The sequence below is a fragment of the Pseudoalteromonas sp. MEBiC 03607 genome (genome assembly GCF_004792295.1).
Classification (GTDB): Bacteria; Pseudomonadota; Gammaproteobacteria; order Enterobacterales; family Alteromonadaceae; genus Pseudoalteromonas; species Pseudoalteromonas lipolytica_C.
Genome location: NZ_SRRY01000001.1, coordinates 3,020,007 through 3,037,165 on the forward strand (window position 1 = coordinate 3,020,007; position 17,159 = coordinate 3,037,165).

Annotated in this window: 11 protein-coding genes; 7 read left to right on the forward strand and 4 right to left on the reverse strand. The window is 39.8% G+C overall.

Annotation, left to right across the window (positions count from 1 at the left end):
• Positions 1–27: 27 nt before the first annotated feature.
• Positions 28–558, reverse strand: a complete 531-nt coding sequence (locus E5N72_RS13825) for a thioesterase family protein (protein WP_135925649.1) — start codon at positions 556–558, stop codon at positions 28–30.
• A 109-nt stretch (positions 559–667) separates the two neighbouring features.
• Here E5N72_RS13825 and E5N72_RS13830 point away from each other — a divergent pair, with 109 nt between their 5' ends.
• Complete coding sequence (locus E5N72_RS13830; protein WP_135925652.1) at positions 668–1,156, forward strand: hypothetical protein; 489 nt, start codon at positions 668–670, stop codon at positions 1,154–1,156.
• 79 nt (positions 1,157–1,235) lie between these two features.
• Here the strand turns inward: E5N72_RS13830 and tyrR are convergent, their stop codons facing one another.
• From tyrR to bcsE, 3 genes are all read right to left on the reverse strand, one after another.
• Positions 1,236–2,792: a transcriptional regulator TyrR gene (tyrR, locus tag E5N72_RS13835; RefSeq protein WP_135925654.1), complete on the reverse strand. Its 1,557-nt coding sequence runs from the start codon at positions 2,790–2,792 to the stop codon at positions 1,236–1,238.
• Positions 2,793–2,896: 104 nt separating this feature from the next.
• Entirely contained in the window at positions 2,897–4,471 is a 1,575-nt protein-coding gene (bcsG, locus tag E5N72_RS13840) for a cellulose biosynthesis protein BcsG (protein ID WP_135925657.1), read from the reverse strand.
• Between the two features lie 169 nt (positions 4,472–4,640).
• Positions 4,641–6,269 carry a cellulose biosynthesis protein BcsE gene (bcsE, locus tag E5N72_RS13845; RefSeq protein WP_135925659.1) on the reverse strand — a complete coding sequence of 543 codons (1,629 nt, stop codon included), beginning with the start codon at positions 6,267–6,269 and terminating at the stop codon, positions 4,641–4,643.
• Between the two features lie 119 nt (positions 6,270–6,388).
• Here bcsE and bcsR point away from each other — a divergent pair, with 119 nt between their 5' ends.
• The 6 genes from bcsR to E5N72_RS13875 are packed head-to-tail and all read left to right on the forward strand — an operon-like array spanning position 6,389 to position 17,142.
• Complete coding sequence (gene bcsR / locus E5N72_RS13850; protein WP_135925662.1) at positions 6,389–6,592, forward strand: BcsR/BcsP family cellulose biosynthesis protein; 204 nt, start codon at positions 6,389–6,391, stop codon at positions 6,590–6,592.
• A gap of 13 nt (positions 6,593–6,605) precedes the next feature.
• Positions 6,606–7,325, forward strand: a complete 720-nt coding sequence (gene bcsQ, locus E5N72_RS13855; protein ID WP_135925664.1) for a cellulose biosynthesis protein BcsQ — start codon at positions 6,606–6,608, stop codon at positions 7,323–7,325.
• Positions 7,315–9,978, forward strand: a complete 2,664-nt coding sequence (gene bcsA, locus E5N72_RS13860) for a UDP-forming cellulose synthase catalytic subunit (RefSeq protein ID WP_135925666.1) — start codon at positions 7,315–7,317, stop codon at positions 9,976–9,978. Before bcsQ ends, bcsA begins: the two co-directional genes overlap by 11 nt.
• Complete coding sequence (gene bcsB, locus E5N72_RS13865) at positions 9,975–12,224, forward strand: cellulose biosynthesis cyclic di-GMP-binding regulatory protein BcsB (RefSeq protein ID WP_135925668.1); 2,250 nt, start codon at positions 9,975–9,977, stop codon at positions 12,222–12,224. Before bcsA ends, bcsB begins: the two co-directional genes overlap by 4 nt.
• Positions 12,224–13,339, forward strand: a complete 1,116-nt coding sequence (gene bcsZ, locus E5N72_RS13870) for a cellulose synthase complex periplasmic endoglucanase BcsZ (RefSeq protein ID WP_135925671.1) — start codon at positions 12,224–12,226, stop codon at positions 13,337–13,339. The genes bcsB and bcsZ overlap by 1 nt, the downstream gene beginning before the upstream one ends.
• The gene (locus E5N72_RS13875) at positions 13,330–17,142 is read left to right on the forward strand and encodes a cellulose synthase subunit BcsC-related outer membrane protein (RefSeq protein ID WP_135925674.1); all 3,813 of its coding nucleotides are present in this window, start codon (positions 13,330–13,332) and stop codon (positions 17,140–17,142) included. Before bcsZ ends, E5N72_RS13875 begins: the two co-directional genes overlap by 10 nt.
• The last annotated feature ends 17 nt before the right edge of the window (positions 17,143–17,159 follow it).

Consider the following 17,159-nt stretch of genomic DNA (forward strand, 5'->3'; position numbering starts at 1 on the left):
ATTTTTTTATTAATCACTAAATTGGTATCATTTATTTGTTAGTTTCTTTTGCTCTAACATTTCTTTCCAATGCATCACTTCTGTTGGCAAAATAGGTGTTACACCTTTAAAGCCAGCGACTTCAAGCATTTCCTCAACGCTCACAACGCCATTCTTACGTTTAAATACACCACGCACATAAGCAATCGCATGTAGACCACGCTCAGAGTGAAACTTTTGCTCAATATAAAAGTATTTATGATCCCAGCCAACTAAACGCGTACTCACTGTGTATTTTTGAAGAGGTTTGATATCACGAATATAGGTAATTGCAGTCGCATTAACGATTGGGAACCAACGGCGTTTCATAATATGTTTTAGTAAGCCTACTCGCTCAGTCATCCAGGTACGAGCAAGATCCATCATCGCTAAATAACGAGAATTAGTCAGATGGAAATTAATATCGCAATCGGTTGGTAACGCTTTGAATTCAATATCAATCGTGTCTAATAATTGTTGATAATCACGATTACGTTTAATTTTAAAAAACAGCAGTATTAGTCGAAAATAGAGGTTCACAGTAAAGGTCTAACCAGTTGATAATGCACAAAGTGTATCACAGCATATTGCTAAGGCGAATAATCTGCTCTAATCTGTGCATATATTAGTATAAAAAAAGAATAACCTAATGAAATTATTTAGTTTGGTAACTCTATTTAGTGCAAGCTTTTTCACCAGCTCAGCATTTGCTGACTTTAACTTTCCTGGTGAGGGCTCTTTACGCTATCCAACGGGTGTCGAAAAGGCATTTAAGTTTGGTTTTGCGTGGCAACAAGAAGCTGAGAAGTTCACCATTGGCGATAAAAGTTATGACATGTCACTACCAGAATCTTACTCTGTAGCCATCACGCTTAGTAAAGATGAAGAGCAAGTGTGGGTTCAAGAATTCAATAATGGCTTCATTGAAGGCTTTAGTTGGAATATTGCCGATCACACCTTAAAACTTGAAAAGAGAAAGTTCAGTGATTCTGTTAAAGGTGATTACGTAATTAGCCTTGATAACCGAGATTACTTTTTTGCCCGCAATAATATTAGTATCGTGATCAAATTCGATCACGATGGTATAAAAAATATCGCCATTGATGGTGTCACCAAAGATATGGGTACCAAACAATAGTATTCAATAGAAAAGTAAAAGGCTTAGTTTTCACCTAAGCCTTTTTTGCTTAATTAAATAGTATTGCAAGCTGTTACCATTAAACCTTCACAGTCTTTCGGTTAATCCCATAATCTCTAAGTTTGTTTGCCACTGCGGTATGACTCAACCCCAAACGTTTAGCGAGCTGACGAGAACTTGGGTATGCAGGGTATAACTTACGCAATAGCGTTGCTTCAAAACGTTTTACCGCTTGGTCTAAGGTTCCTTCAAAGTCAGACTCAAGATAACCTAAATCATGGGTAAAAGTTGGTAACTGCAGGTGCTCAATACGTAATTCGTTATCATCTAACAAGGACACAGCACGGTAAATCGCATTTTCTAATTGGCGGACGTTTCCAGGCCAAGGATAATCCTGTAAAAAACGTAAGCAATCTTCCGATAATACAGGTACTGAATGACCATTCTGCTGGGCATATTTTTGAATAAAATGCTCTGCTAACGGGCCAATATCAGCTTTTCTATCGCGTAGTGGTGCAATTTCTAGAGTTAGTACATTGATACGATAATATAGATCTTCTCTAAATGTGCCCTCTTGAACCATAGCAGGTAAATCTTTTTGTGTTGCAGCAACGATACGCACATTTACTTTTACTTCGTTTTCATCGCCAACTTTACGGAAGGTACCGTCTTGTAAAAAACGTAGTAGCTTAGTTTGCAGCTGAGTCGACATTTCGCCAACTTCATCTAAAAATACCGTACCACCATCAGCTTGCTCTAAAACGCCGCGTTTTGGTGCTGCGTTTTCTTCGTAGCCCGCATAACCAAATAATTCAGACTCTGCGACATCATCCGGCAGTGAAGCACACGATAATGCAATAAATGGTTTTACAGAACGATTTGACGCGTAATGACAGGCACGAGCTAAGAGCTCTTTACCAGTACCGGTTTCACCTGTTATGAGGATCGGAGCCTCTAACTGCGCCATTTTACGCGCCTCGCGAACAACACGGCGCATTGCTGTACTAAAATTATGTATGGTAGCAAAGCTTTCTTGGCCGTAACGACGAAACGCACTCACTTGCTGACCTAGGCGACTTTGCGACTTAATATTAATCACCGCGCCAGCTAATACATCCCCTTCAGCGCCTTGTGGTACAGAAATAGGCAAAATATCTGCAATAAAGTCTTCACCTGCCACTTCTACCCGTGTGGTTTGACCAAGAACCTCTTTCCCTTCAAGCCAACGAGTAAAATTAAACCCTTTTAGCAAGTTATTGATGTTGGCACCTATAACCTCACTTTCAGATAATTGCAGGTCGCGACAAGCAGCATCATTACACAAGCGCACCCACCCTTTTGCATCAATAGAAATAACACCATCAGGTAATGCACGCAGTAATGTATTTAATTCATTATGCTCTCGCTCAGAAGGTAAAAATGCAGTGGTACGGACATCTTTTACACCATCAATCAGGCGGATTGATGGCATAATTTTTTGGAATTGTTCAAACTCAATAGGTGGGAAACTGACGTACATACGACAATTTACCGAATCTACTTCGATGCCTTTTAAATCGACCTGGTAACTCACCAAGATATTGAGAATCTCTTGTGCGATACCTATTCGGTCAGCACAGTGGATATCTAAACGCATTACATCCTCAAAAAACGGGAACCTATAGTATGAGAATAATACGCTAAGTCCCATCAACTGGGTAGTCTATTGTAAAGAATTTTGGACAAATTTAAGTAAACTGTCTATTTACCGGGATATTTCGTCCACTCTCCACCATCAAGCTGAATATAAGGTTCATTTTTAAAATACATCATTACTGTGTCTTGATTTTCTGCTACTTTCGCAGAGGTAGGCAGATTATCTAATACACGCTTAACAGGCACTTTAGCGGCGAATATATCAAGTTCAAAGGCATTATTAATAAGCTCAGATAACGAAAAATAGCTCATCGTTTCATTTACTTCGGTTAACTGAGAATGCTGTATTTTAGGGCCAATAAACTTCACAGCTGCTGGCACAGAAACAATAGAAGGACTCGGAATTTCTCGTAAGCCTGCAAACTGAAGCTTATCACCTTCTAAAGCAGCGCCATGCTCTGGCACTACCACAAGCAATACATTTCGCCCTGAACTTTCTAATTGACTAATAAAAGTATCAATGTCATCGAATAAACGTTGCTGTCTAAGCGGATAACTTGCCAAACTATTCATCCTCTCACGGCCAGCAACTTGATTGCCATCATGGAGACTAATGGTATTGTAGTAAAGTGCTTGAGGCTGCTGACTATTCTGATGCTTTTTCGACCAATTAGATAAAATATCAGCATCAGAGTATATAGGCTCACCATCAAAACCATATTGAGCAGGCTTTAGATTACTAAAATCAAGTTTAGGTACCGAAACACCACCATACTGTCTGATCAAGCCAATAAAATCATCAAAATGTCCATCATGATTCATAGCCACATTTGTGTTAAATCCTAACTCTGCCAAATTATTAAATAGTAAGCACTCTTGTCTGGCAGGTTTAAATAAGTCAGCTTGGCTTGTTTGTCCACAACTTGCTCGCAGCAAGCGAATAGCTGCCGGACCACTATACGAGGTCGCAGAATTAAATTGACTAAATAAAATGTCAAAATTAGCAAAAAGTGAACTAGGCTTTACGCCAATTGCATTGAGATCTGCCGTAGCCAATGAACATATGTTAAGCACAACAACATCAAATGGTTCGCCATTAAAGGCTTTCGGAAACTGACTAATAAGCTGCGATTGCTGTTGATAAAAGTCACCTAGCTGTTGATCTGGTGTTCTCTGCTGAGCACTGTGCGTCACAGTGACAGGCGTTTGAGCTTTTTCATTAGTAGCCATTAAAACCGGTGAAGAGCTATCATTTAAAGGTGTTGAGCCAAGCCAGTATACATAGATAAAACCAACAACTGATAAACTGGTATATCGTAACCATTTAACAGTTAGAAAATAAAAAACAATTGCAATAAATAAAGCGAAGACAAAATCTAAATTGATCAAGCGAAAGGCTATTTCAAAAAAATAGCTAATACTGAAATCTTGTAAATTATCTGCTTGCTTTGTTAAACGCGAAATAGGCGGCAGCCAAGAATCCTGATACATCAAGACAATGCCAATGACGACACTGATAGCCTGTTTAAGCCGTGTTAACCAAACCTTATCAAATGAAATAACCAGAAAACAAAAGAACGCTAAATTTGCAAATAGATCAAAGGAAATAGCTCCTTGGCTAAACAATACAAACTTAATTAAAAAATATAAATTCCAAATACCTAGACCTGACAACCTCACTTGTTATCCTTCTTTTGCTTTTTAGGGGTATAGGGGGTCAATATCACATGCCTAAATGTCAATGTGCGATATAAAAGTAAAGCTCTTTTAAACAGTAACTTACCTGCTTTACTAACAAAGAGCCCTAACACCAATGCAACAGCAAAGGTGATGAAAAATTGATTTAAGCTCATAATACTTCGCTTTTTAAGGTCACTTTAACCTGTTCTGAAATTGGCCGGCTAAGCTCTCTAAATTCAGGCTTCTCTTTATCCAAGTTTGCGATACCTGCCGGCTTTGCATCTAATATATTTCTCACATTATTTTGCAATTCTTTTGTGTAATCAGGTACATCGCTGTCAGCATAGCGTTGGTGAATACGTCGACACGCCTGTTGAATATAAAAATGATCTGCAATGATATTTTTTGATGAAAAGAAATCACTTATTTGCAACTTAAACAAATGTTTAATCGCATTCTCTACATCGTGTTCACGACAAGCATGAAGGTACAAATAGATATACCCATCTGCATAACTAAGAATGTCCCCCTCTCGTTTTACGTGAAATAAATGCAGCGGATGAATAGCATCTATTCTTGGTAACAATTGAAGTTTTACAAACACCCCACTGACACCTAAATTAGCTGCTGAATCACTGTGCTTTAATACTTGCTCAGAAAATTTCGTGATTGGCAAATAACCTTTTGATAATACATTTTCGCTTTCTTTAAGCACATCATCCAATGAGTGAGGAAGCGCTCTAGAAAATTGAAACCCTTGAATTGATTGAATTTGAGATAACAAACGTGATGGCTCTGAAAAACTATATAAAATAAGATTTACACCGAGCGTTAAAAATAAGCACTCATCTTGGTGACGAATGACACCATCTACATTTTGTATTACCAACTTTAATTTTCGACCACACTTTTTACGAAGTGAAAAACAATCTTTAGCTAACGCTAATAAGTCTGTATGGCGTGAAACAGCAAAAACTATGGTTGCCGCCTTCTTAGTTAGACTGATTGAAAACAAAGTATCATTATCATCTATCATTTTAAATGAAGCCGGGAGCTTGGTACCTTGAGGAACTGCATTCCTAGTCAGCCATACCTCGTCTTCGTCTAAATCTTGTTGTAATAATACATCGCTCTCTACAGTACGATTAACGTCTGAATCTATTAGTGCTAATTGACCATTAAATAATTGCAGGTTAATTGTACGTCCAGCAATTACACCCTCTCTATGCGCCCAAAAATCATACTCAAGCGAGCGAATTGACGCTTCTTTTGTCATATGAACTAAACCATCAAAAAAGCGATTCATAGCGTGTAATCGCTGTCTCGCTTCACCAAGCTGCGCACCTGAAATTAAAAAGACTAAAGTCACATCCTTAGTTTTAGTGAGTGCTTGGTAGAGGGTAAGCTTCTCAATTAATTGCTCATCGCTTAGTGATGCGATAACAGCAGAGTCTAAATGCACAAAGACACTGCTATTTTGTAGCTGTTTGTAGTGCTTTAATTCTCGGATGATGCCTCGTGAAAAAGAGGCGCTTTTTGATACGTTATTACTATGCTGTAAATGAAACGGATAGAGTAACCCTTGCTCAAATAAATTAAACAAAACATCCGAGCCTTGGTTATCAAAAAACAAATCAATTTGTTCAGACAAGACAAATACAGGTTCTTTATTGTTAGACAACATATGCCCAACTAACTCCAAAAGCTGGCTATTTAAAGGTGAAAGAAACGCATAGCTTGCCCCTCGCCTTAACTCAGAATACGCAGCCTTTAACCCTGTTATGTCTAAATATGACACAAATATTTCCTTTAAAAAAATACTTTAGTACTAGTTTTAAGCGATATTCTATATATAATGCAGGCTATGTCCATCGCTTGTTGATATTTTTTAAACAAATATTTTTCTATGAGTTTTAAATGAATAACTTTGCAGTAACTAAATCGAATACATTAACTCAATACGACATAGACAACTTATTGCAAAAGTTTGGTGGCAGGCAGCAAGAGTATGTCGAAATTACAGATGTCGAAAAAAATCGTAAAACAATAGAGAAGTATCCTCTTATTAGCGATATTTCAAACGCAATAGCAGATGCCCAATACACAAGAATAATAAAGTAGTTAAAGAGTCATCATGAAAAGAGTTTTCTTAAAAGGAATTAAAGGAGGCACAGGCACAACCTCAGTGGTTGCAAACCTTGCCTGCGCGTTAAGAAAATCAAATGAGTCTGTATTTGTCATAGACTTAGACCAAAAAGGAGATCTAGGGCTTCATTTCGGACTAGCTTGGGAACACCGCTTAGGATGGACTGATTACGCTGATTTTGCTTCTGCTTGCGAGCAGTTTCACCAAGATAATGATGGCGTCATTTTTTTACCCTATGGTAATCAAACCAATATGGGGCTTGATTTTTCAAGTATTATCAAACACTCATTGCAACTTGATTGTGATGAAAATACATGGATGTTATTCGATTGTCCTGCGCATATCGATGTGCTTCGCTATCCACTAAATAGCAATGATATAGTACTTGAAATCGTTAACTGTGATGCCATTTGTCATAGTTTGGCATATAAGCGATTACAGTCTCTAAAAACGGCTACTTCAACTTGGCAGCACTATTTTTTAATCAACAAATACCATTCAGCCTCAGAAATTGAGTCCGACCTATTACAATTATGGCAATCGGAATTGCCGCTGCTAGCACCGCTATTTATTAATAAAGACGAAGTGATTAAAGAAGCCACCGCTTTTCGCAATGTTGCTATCAATTGTGCTCCGTACAGTGTTGCCAATGACGATTTTGAAACACTCGCAGGCTGGCTTGTAAGCCGTGCAAGTTATGACAAATAACCACAATAAAACACTCAGTTGGCCTGAGCGAGTCAGCAGAATAATATTAAGCTTCTTTTTGACTAAGAAGCTCGTTCGCTTTGTTTTTTATAAATTTCATGGTTACTATAACCAACACAAAATGAGCCTGATTGGCGCATTCACATTGCCGTTTCTTTTATTACTAACGTCTGTATTTATAAAGTTAGACAAGCAACGAAAATACCAAATAAAACAAAAGCTAACATATTATTTTCCGCATATAAATCAGCCTGTATTCACTGCTAGCAATTGTGTCCGTATTTTATTACAGGCGTTTTACCTTGCCTTATTTAGAGTAACAAACAAAACATCAAACGATAAAAGCAACATACTATCTTGCCAAAAGGTTAGTGCTTTTTTTCGCTATTTAAATTTAATCGATCGGCTGTTAGTAAGAATTTGCAAACGCACATGGTCATTTAGTGTAAAGCGTGTAAAAGCAGCACCTTATCGACAACCTTTTGATTCAAAGTTGTGGCATCACCGCTATCTAAAAGTGTTATTTGCAGTGCTGCTCTTTTTCGCTGTTGCAGTGTTTGTCACTGTGCCTTTTAGTATTGAAGCACAAGCAATATTTATTAGTTTAATTTTAGTCGTCGCATATTCTTTGAGACGAGTAAAGGGTCAAATGGCAACGATTGTCTTAGTCACTTTAGCAATCACAACATCAACACGTTACCTATGGTGGCGCTATTCAGATACACTAAACTTTGGCGATCCACTTGCCCTTGTATTAGGGATCGGCTTATTGCTGGCAGAAACCTACGCTTGGTTAGTGCTAATTTTAGGTTTTTTTCAAACCATCAACCCATTACAGCGTAAACCGATCGCATTGAGTAAAGATACGTCTAGTTGGCCGACTGTCGATATTTATATACCAACGTATAACGAGCCACTTGATGTCGTTAAACCAACAACAATTGCCGCTCAAAGTATTGATTGGCCAGCAGATAAGCTTAACATTTATATTTTAGATGATGGTAAGCGCCCTGAGTTTGCCGAATTCGCAAAGCAAATTGGTGTTGGCTATTTAACTCGTCCTGATAACAAACATGCCAAAGCTGGCAATATGAATCATGCGATGAAAGTAACCAATGGCGACTACATTGCTATTTTTGACTGCGACCACATCCCTGCTCGCTCATTTTTACAGATGACAATGGGCCAGTTCATCAATGATAGTAAAGTGTGCTTGGTGCAAACACCTCATCACTTTTTCTCAGCCGATCCGTTTGAACGAAATCTAAAAAATCACCGAAAAATCCCTAATGAAAACATGCTGTTCTATGGGTTAATTCAAGATGGCAATGATATGTGGGATGCGACCTTCTTTTGTGGTTCGTGTGCTGTTTTAAGGCGCAGTGCCCTAGAAGAAATTGGGGGTTTTGCCGTAGAAACCGTCACAGAAGACGCCCATACAGCTCTTAGAATGCAGCGCGCTGGCTACAAAACCACGTACATTAATATTCCGCAAGCTGCTGGCCTTGCCACCGACAGTTTATCTGCACACGTAGGTCAGCGTATTCGCTGGGCACGCGGCATGGCGCAAATATTCCGTTTAGATAACCCATTATTAGGCAAAGGCTTGAGTATTGCGCAACGCGTATGTTACCTCAATGCCATGCTGCACTTTTTATCGGGCATACCGCGTATTGTTTTTCTTACTGCACCACTGGCATTAATTTACTTTAATGCGCAAATTATCTATGCCCCCTTTATCGCCATATTTCTATATATTGTTCCCACATTATTGCAAGTCAAAATGACCAATTCTCGTATCCAAGGAAAGTACCGATACTCTTTCTGGGGTGAGGTTTATGAATCAGTACTTGCTTGGTACATTTTAAAACCCACAACGGTTGCCCTGATTAATCCAAATAAAGGTAAGTTCAATGTCACCGAAAAAGGCGGCTTGAACAAGTCAGAGCATTACGATTGGATAATATCAAAACCGTATATATTACTGTTACTTATCAACGTAATTGGTATGGCTTATGGCCTATCGCGATTACTCTTTGGTGATAGTTCTCATATCGGGGTTTTACTCATTAGCATGTTATGGGCAAGTTACAATATTATCATTTTAGGTGCCGCAGTCGCTGTTGCAGCTGAAGCAAAGCAAGTGCGTAGCTCACACAGAGTCAAAGCCAACTTCCCCGCTGCCATCCGCTTAGCAAATGGACGCACTATCAAAGTTCGCGTAACCGACTACTCAAATAATGGGGTTGGTATTGACACAGGCCACAATCATTTGTGCCAAGTAAACGATAAAATCGAGCTATTAATGAGTCGTGGTTTAAAACAATTTTCGTTTGACACCTATGTCTGCAATACCCGTGATTCATTGATGGGGTTAACCCTTAAAGAGCTCGATTTAGAGAAGCAAAAAGCATTTATCCAATGTACTTTTTCACGTGCAGATGCGTGGCTTGATTGGCAAGACAACTTCAAACATGACAAACCGTCATACAGTTTTTCACATGTTTTCTATACCAGCCTAAGAGGCTTTAAAAACTTAATATTTCATGCTCCAAATCAATTAAGACCGTTGATTCTATTTGTATCAAACATATTAAATTTTGTAGCGTCGTTATTACCTAAAAAACCAATAAAAGCATTAAAATCATCATGATAAAAACAATATCAACATTATTGCTGACTGTTTACGCACTAAGTTTTTCGCAGTGGGTCGTCAGTGCAGAGCCTCTTGCAAATAAAGCTATTTTTGAAGATGGCTATCCAGAGCAGGCACCTGTAGAAACGCTGACTATGAGCTTTGAAAGCCTAGGGTTAAGTACATTCAAGTTAGATGGTATCAATAATAGTGCCCGTGTTGATTTTACAAACCGATTAGACAAGTTAGGTAAGCAGTTAACGCTAGACTTTTCGTATACACATTCACCGTCTTTGATTGGCAAGGTGTCTCACTTAAAAGTGTTCTTAAATGAAAACCTAATGACGGTATTACCCATCGGTGATAAAAATAATCTTATTGGTAACAAATATGAGCATAAAGTTCCTCTTAATCCCAAGTTAATCAAGGACTTTAACCAAATTCGCTTTGAACTTGTCGGTTTCTATGACCTCGTTTGCCAAGATGATCACAGTGCCACCATTTGGGCTGAGCTAAGTAAAAGTAGCCGGATCACAGTTGATAATCAGTCACTAGCACTTGACAGTTTATTTGAATATTTCCCAGCACCATTTTTTGATAACCGTGATTCAACGAAGGTCAATTTACCTTTTATATTTGCATCACAACCTGATGAACAAACACTTGAGGCTGCTGCCACATTATCAAGCTTCTTTGGTGCGCAAGCCAAATGGCGCAAAGCGCAGTTCCCAGTAAAAATCAATCACGCGCCTACTCAGCACAGCGTTGTTTTTGCCACCAATAACAATAAGCCTGATTTTTTGTTGAATTACCCTGATGTTGAAAAACCTACTGTAGAAATTATCAGCAGCCCGACTCAACGCTACGCCAAAGTACTTCTAGTATTAGGTAAAGACACTGCACAATTAAAAGAAGCCGTTGTTGGTCTAGTCTTTGGCTACAAAGTAATGACGGGTCGAAGCGCAACAATAGATGGCATAAACACGCTTCCTCTTAGAAAAGCCTACGATGCGCCTTTTTGGGTGCGCTCAGATCGCGCAGTCACATTTGCTGAGCTTATTGATTACCCAACCCAATTACAGTCAGAGGGCTTACGTGGTCAGCCAGTGCGTCTTGATTTACGCTTTGCACCAGACTTATTTACTTGGCGTGAAAATGGTATCCCTATTACCTTAAATTACCGTAACACTCCCGTTGAGCCAAACATGCTGTCACGTTTAAATATGCTGATAAACGGTCAGTTTATTGATGGCTTTATTTTAAGTAATAAAAGCAGTGACACCCTATCAAGCCAGACCATATTACCTCTACTGGCAAACGAAAAGTTGAACCAATCTCGACAAGATTTTGAGCTTAATGGTCTCGACTTATCAACAAATAATCAGCTTACTTATGATTTTAACTTTGCTGTTTCTAAGTCTGGTGAATGTAGTGCAATACCAGCTGGCGGTGAGTTTGGTGCAATTGACGGCAGTTCAAGTATTGATGTAAGCCGCTTTCACCACTATATTGCAATGCCAAACTTGCGCGCTTTTGCCAATGCAGGCTTTCCGTTTACTAAATTTGCTGACTTACATCAAAGTACATTATTGATGGAGGCAAATAGCTCTGTTAAAGCGATCAGTTTACTGCTCAATTTTACCGGTCACTTAGGAGCGATAACAGGCTATCCTACGCATCAGTTAGATATCCAGTTCCCAAGCGAACCGTTAAACCTCACTGATAAAGATATTATCATTATTGGTAAGCCCGACTCATTCACACAATCACTTACAAAAGACAGTGATCTCAGTGTGTTAATCAATAATAGCCAACGTATTGTTGATCAAGCGATCTACAATGGTGCATACGACACACAAGATAGCGACAAAGTTAAAGTAAGCATAAAGAGTGTTGGTCGATTAGCGGTAATATCAGGCTTTCAATCACCGTTCGATTCTGAGCGCTCAGTGGTGTCGTTAATCGCCACTAACGACGATGCTTACACGCTGTTATCTGACACACTCTTAAGTGACGAAAAAACAGCCCAAATTATGGGTAGCTCAGCGATCATAAATAGTCAGGGTATAAAAACGATTAAAACGGATGAACAGTACTATGTAGGCCAAGTGCCAATCCATACTTTAATATGGTTCCATCTCTCAGATCGCCCCTTTGTTTTAGCAATTTTATCGCTTATTACATTATTACTTATTTCATTTATTTTTTGGCGATTGTTGGCACTACTAACGAAAAAACGTTTATCTGAAGGAGATAACACATAATGAAAATCTTTGCTTCTTTACTATTCGTTTTGACATTGTCTATCAATGTGTCAGCCGAGCAAAACTGTGCGGCTTGGCCTCAATGGAATACATTTAAACACCACTTTATCTCGCCTGAAGGTCGCGTGATCGATTTAGGCTCTCAATACGATATAACGACTTCAGAAGGACAGTCTTACGCACTTTTTTTCGCTTTACTTGCTAATGACAAAGCAAGCTTTGATAAGTTACTCGAGTGGACCGAAGTGCAGCTTTCTGAGGGTGACTTAAGTACACGCTTACCTGCATGGCAATGGGGGATTAAAAACAATCAACCACAAATTTTAGACTCTAACCCCGCTTCTGATTCAGACTTATGGATTGCTTACACCCTGTCACAAGCTGCTATTTTATGGAATGAAAGACGATACGCAGTACTTAGCTCAGTGATGGCTGAACGCATTATTCGCGAAGAAACAGCCTATATTCCCAACCTTGGCCTTACATTATTGCCAGGGCCAAACGGCTTTGAGAAAGAAACACATTGGAAACTAAACCCTAGTTATGCGCCATTATTTATTTTGGCCCAATTTAGCCAGTTATACCCTCATTCACCGTGGCAGCAATTACATGATAACTCCGCAGACATGCTAATTAGCACTGCTCCCAAAGGTTTCAGTCCTGATTGGGTTAATTACAATACCGATAAGGGTTTTTATCATGATGAACATGCGCCGCCAACAGGGAGCTATAATGCTATTCGTGTTTACCTTTGGGCTAGTATGATGGCAGAAGATGCAAAATACAAAACAGCACTTATGCAGCAGTTCAAACCCATGGCCAATAGCGTAACTGCATCTGGTAAAGTGCCATTACAAACTAATGCTATTAACGGTAAAACTCGTGGCACAGGCCCAACAGGATTTAGCGCTGCGATGCTGCCTCTTCTAGAAACTGAGAATCAATCACAAGCTGTCGGTGCTATTCAACAAACACTAATGATGGATACACGCTTTACAACTAATCGATACTACGACAGTGTACTTTATCTATTTAGCAATGGTTTTATGACAAAACGTTTTAGTCTTGATAAAAACGGTGCCTTAACAACCAACTGGAGCAATAAATGCCAATAAAGTGGCTACTTGCTGTGTTTTTAGCAAGCTCCAGTGCATTCGCAGCAACAAATAAAGACCTTAATACTCAGTCTATTGATTGGCTAATTAGCCAAATACATTTAGGTGAAGTCGAGCGCGATACGCAATTAATGTCTGACAGCTTAGAAAAGCTGTTAAGTATTGCGCCGCAAAACCCCCAAGTAAAATGTGCTGAAATACGTGTATTGTATGCCCTTAAAGAAACGACAAAAGCACGTTCACGACTGAGTGAACTGTCTGAAAAATCACACCCATGTGTAGCCAACATTGCATTGCTTATTCGGGTCGATAACGAAGACAAGGCGGTTATCCAACAAGCCCGTTTACGTGCTCGTGCAGGTCAGTATATTGAGGCTGTGAAAATTTATAACCGCTTATTTAAATCAACCTACCCAAGTATTGAATTTGAGCTTGAGCATATTAACTGGCTTGCGCAAGACGATGAACAATATGAGTATGCTTTAAATGGCTATCGCTCCTTAATGTCTCGATATCCGCACAGCGGTCGTATCGAGCTTGCTTATGCGCGCCATCTATTAAGTAAAAACCCAACAAATAAACAAGGCTTGGATCTATTAAGTCATTATGCTCATAGTAATTTTTACAGCGTTGAAGCTGAAAGTGCATGGCTATCAACACTAAAGGCGATGCCTCTTGATAAAAACACGCTTCACGCTTACGAGCAGTATTTAGATGCTTTCCCACTCAGCAGTAAGGGAAAACTTCAATTTAATGATTTTAAAAAGGATTACCAAGCGGAGCTAAAAAAACAAGCCGATCCTGCTTTCAAAACATGGCAAAAAGGCAGTGTCGAACTAGAAAAGCAAAATTTTACAAAGGCCGAAGCGCTATTTAAACGCGCCTTGCAGGGTCGCCCAGATGACCCCGAAATATACAACAGCCTAGGTTTACTGAACCTAAGGCAAGGCAGAAATGCCAATGCCTACCAGTACTTTAAAAAAGCTCAAAAATACAGCATAGATGCAAATCGCATAACGGTATTAAAAGGTCTCGCCAATACCGCACGTTTTTGGCAATACATAGATGAAGCTAAATCGGCCATCAGTAGCAATGAATTAAAACAGGCTGATCTTAAACTTGATTTAGCAGATACGTTAAATGAAGACCCTAATACCGTGTTGTTTTACCGCGCAGAACTTGCCAAACAAGCTGGGCAATATCAAAACGCGATGAACCTTTATAAGCAAGTGCTAAAAGACGATCCCCTACAACAGCCTACTTTGCGTGCCATGCTTGAATTAACTGCCTCTGATGGTAATTATGCACGTAGCCATCAATTTTATAATGGTTTAACTCGTCAGCAACAGGCATTGGTTGCTGAGGATTATACCCTCTTACAAACCCAACAATTACGAGCCCGTGCAGACGAACTTACAGCGCAAGGCAAGCTTGATGAAGCGGTTGATGTATTACTGGTAGCAATCAAACAAAGTCCTCGCCAAAGCTGGCTTTACTACGACCTTGCAAACTTATATCAACAACAGGGTTTGGTTGATCATGCCAAAGCACTTTATAAAAAAACCTTGTGGCAATTTCCGTTAGATGCCGAGCTACGCTACAGCCATGCTTTATTTTTACGTTCGTTAAATGATTACCAAGGCGCACTGGCAACCTTAGATTACATTCCAAATAACGCACGTACTGAACAAATTAATGTACTAACAGAGCAGCTAAGCATTAATACTAAGCTTGAAAGACTCTCTGTCAACAATACAGAGACTAATAAAGCCACGATGATTTATAAGCTCACCGAGTTAGAAGCTCAACCATTAACGCCTTTAATGCAAGCTGAGCTTGCCAGCCAGTGGCAGCAAATCAATGAGCAACAGTATGCGATTAGGCAACTGAAGAGAGCCCTTACTCGTGACCCAAGCTTGAGCCCTTATTGGCATATGACTTATGCAAATTGGCTAATTGAAAGCAACGATAAAAACGCTGCTGAGAGCTGGTTTGCAGACTATCAACTGCCGAGGAACGCAACCGATGCTGATCAATCACAATGGTTAGCACTGCAAGTTAGTTATATTAATCGTTTTATTGATAATAATCATAGAGTTGCCAAGCTATCTGAACTTGCAACGCAATACCCCGATAACTCAGAACTGGCAGAGGCGCTGATCAATGCTCATATCGAGCAAGGCAATAACAAAGAGGCTATTACTCGCTTTGAGCAGCACACCGCAAAAGGACAAACTGTGTCAACGGATACTGCTTTAGCTATTGCGGCACTTGCTCGTCAGCAGCAAAGAGATGATTTAGCTGATCGCATCATTGCTGGGCAAATTAATCAAGTTTCAACTGAGCAAAGTTATCGTCAACAGCAATTAATGACCGCACTTGAACAATTTACAGATACACAAAGTGCCATTAATCTCGCTGAGCAATTGCTGGCTAAATCAAACAATAACCAAGAGCTCTATTATCAAGCGGCAGCAGTTGCACAAGCTAAACAACAAACTACGCTTGCACAAAGCTGGTACCGTGCAGCCGTTGATAAAAAAACTGCAACAAGCAATTTAACTGATGAGCAGAACTATGAGCTGTATGCCCTTGATGAAAATGAAGCTTGGTATGTCAATAATGCCAAACGTCAATTGCAAAGCATCGAGCGCGATGAGCAGGCGTATATCACTGCAGCAATCAACCTAAGCAGCCAAACCAGTACGCAAAATGAGTCAACTCTTGGCGCTGGTGCAACACCTATTGAAGCTGGTTTTCCACTTTGGGGTGGCACAGGAATTGTTAAACTAGACCCGATGACAATATCGAGCCAAGAAACCCGCTTTGATCAAACCTTTGCAGGCAGTCGCTATGGACAAGGGGCTCTGTGTATTTTTGACTGTCCATTTTTAACAATTAAACCAGAGCAACAAGGCACGGATATTGGCCTTGCCTGGCAAAATGAGCAATGGCGCTTTGATATTGGCACTACCCCATTGGGGTTTTTAGTCGAAGACATTGTGTGGGGCGTTAATTACAAAGGTGATTTAGGCGATTTTGGTTATGGCGTCACGTTTAATAAACGCCCAGTCACCAGCTCTGTATTATCGTATGCGGGGTTAGAAGATGTCTTTACCAACCAAGTATGGGGTGGCGTTAGAGCAACACAATTACAACTTAGCCTATCCCATGACCTAGGCCTAGACTGGGGTTTTTGGGCAAGTACCAACTATCAAATCTTGCAAGGTAAAAACGTTAAAGATAACCAAAGCTACAGCCTTATGGGTGGTAGTTATTATCGCTATATTCGTGAAATAAACACCGAATTAAGCCTAGGACTTAACTTATTGCACTGGTCATATAAGTATAATTTAAGTGAAGAAACCTGGGGGCACGGAGGCTATTACAGCCCACAAAACTACTTGGGTGCATCTTTACCTGTTATTTTTGATAAACGGGTTGGTCATAATTTTATTTATAGGCTTCGTGCTGGGGTATCTTGGTCTACCACCACCACTGACGACATCGCGTTTTTCCCGAACGACCCTATTTTACAAGGCCAAGCTGAGGCACAAACTGCTGTAACGGGTGTTGTGCCTTACTTTGAGGGCGATATCAGCAGTGGTTTATCGTATAACTTAGGGGCAAGCTTTGAATACAGGTTCACGCCCCACTGGTTCTTTGGCGGTTATTTTAACCTAGATAGAGCCGATTTTTATGAGCCGAACTACGGTCAGTTGTATTTCCGTTATTACTTTAATCCAGTCTACAGTGAGCTGGCTTTCCCGGGTAAACCTGTTGTGCCTTATGCAAACTACTAACTATCGCACTACAAAGG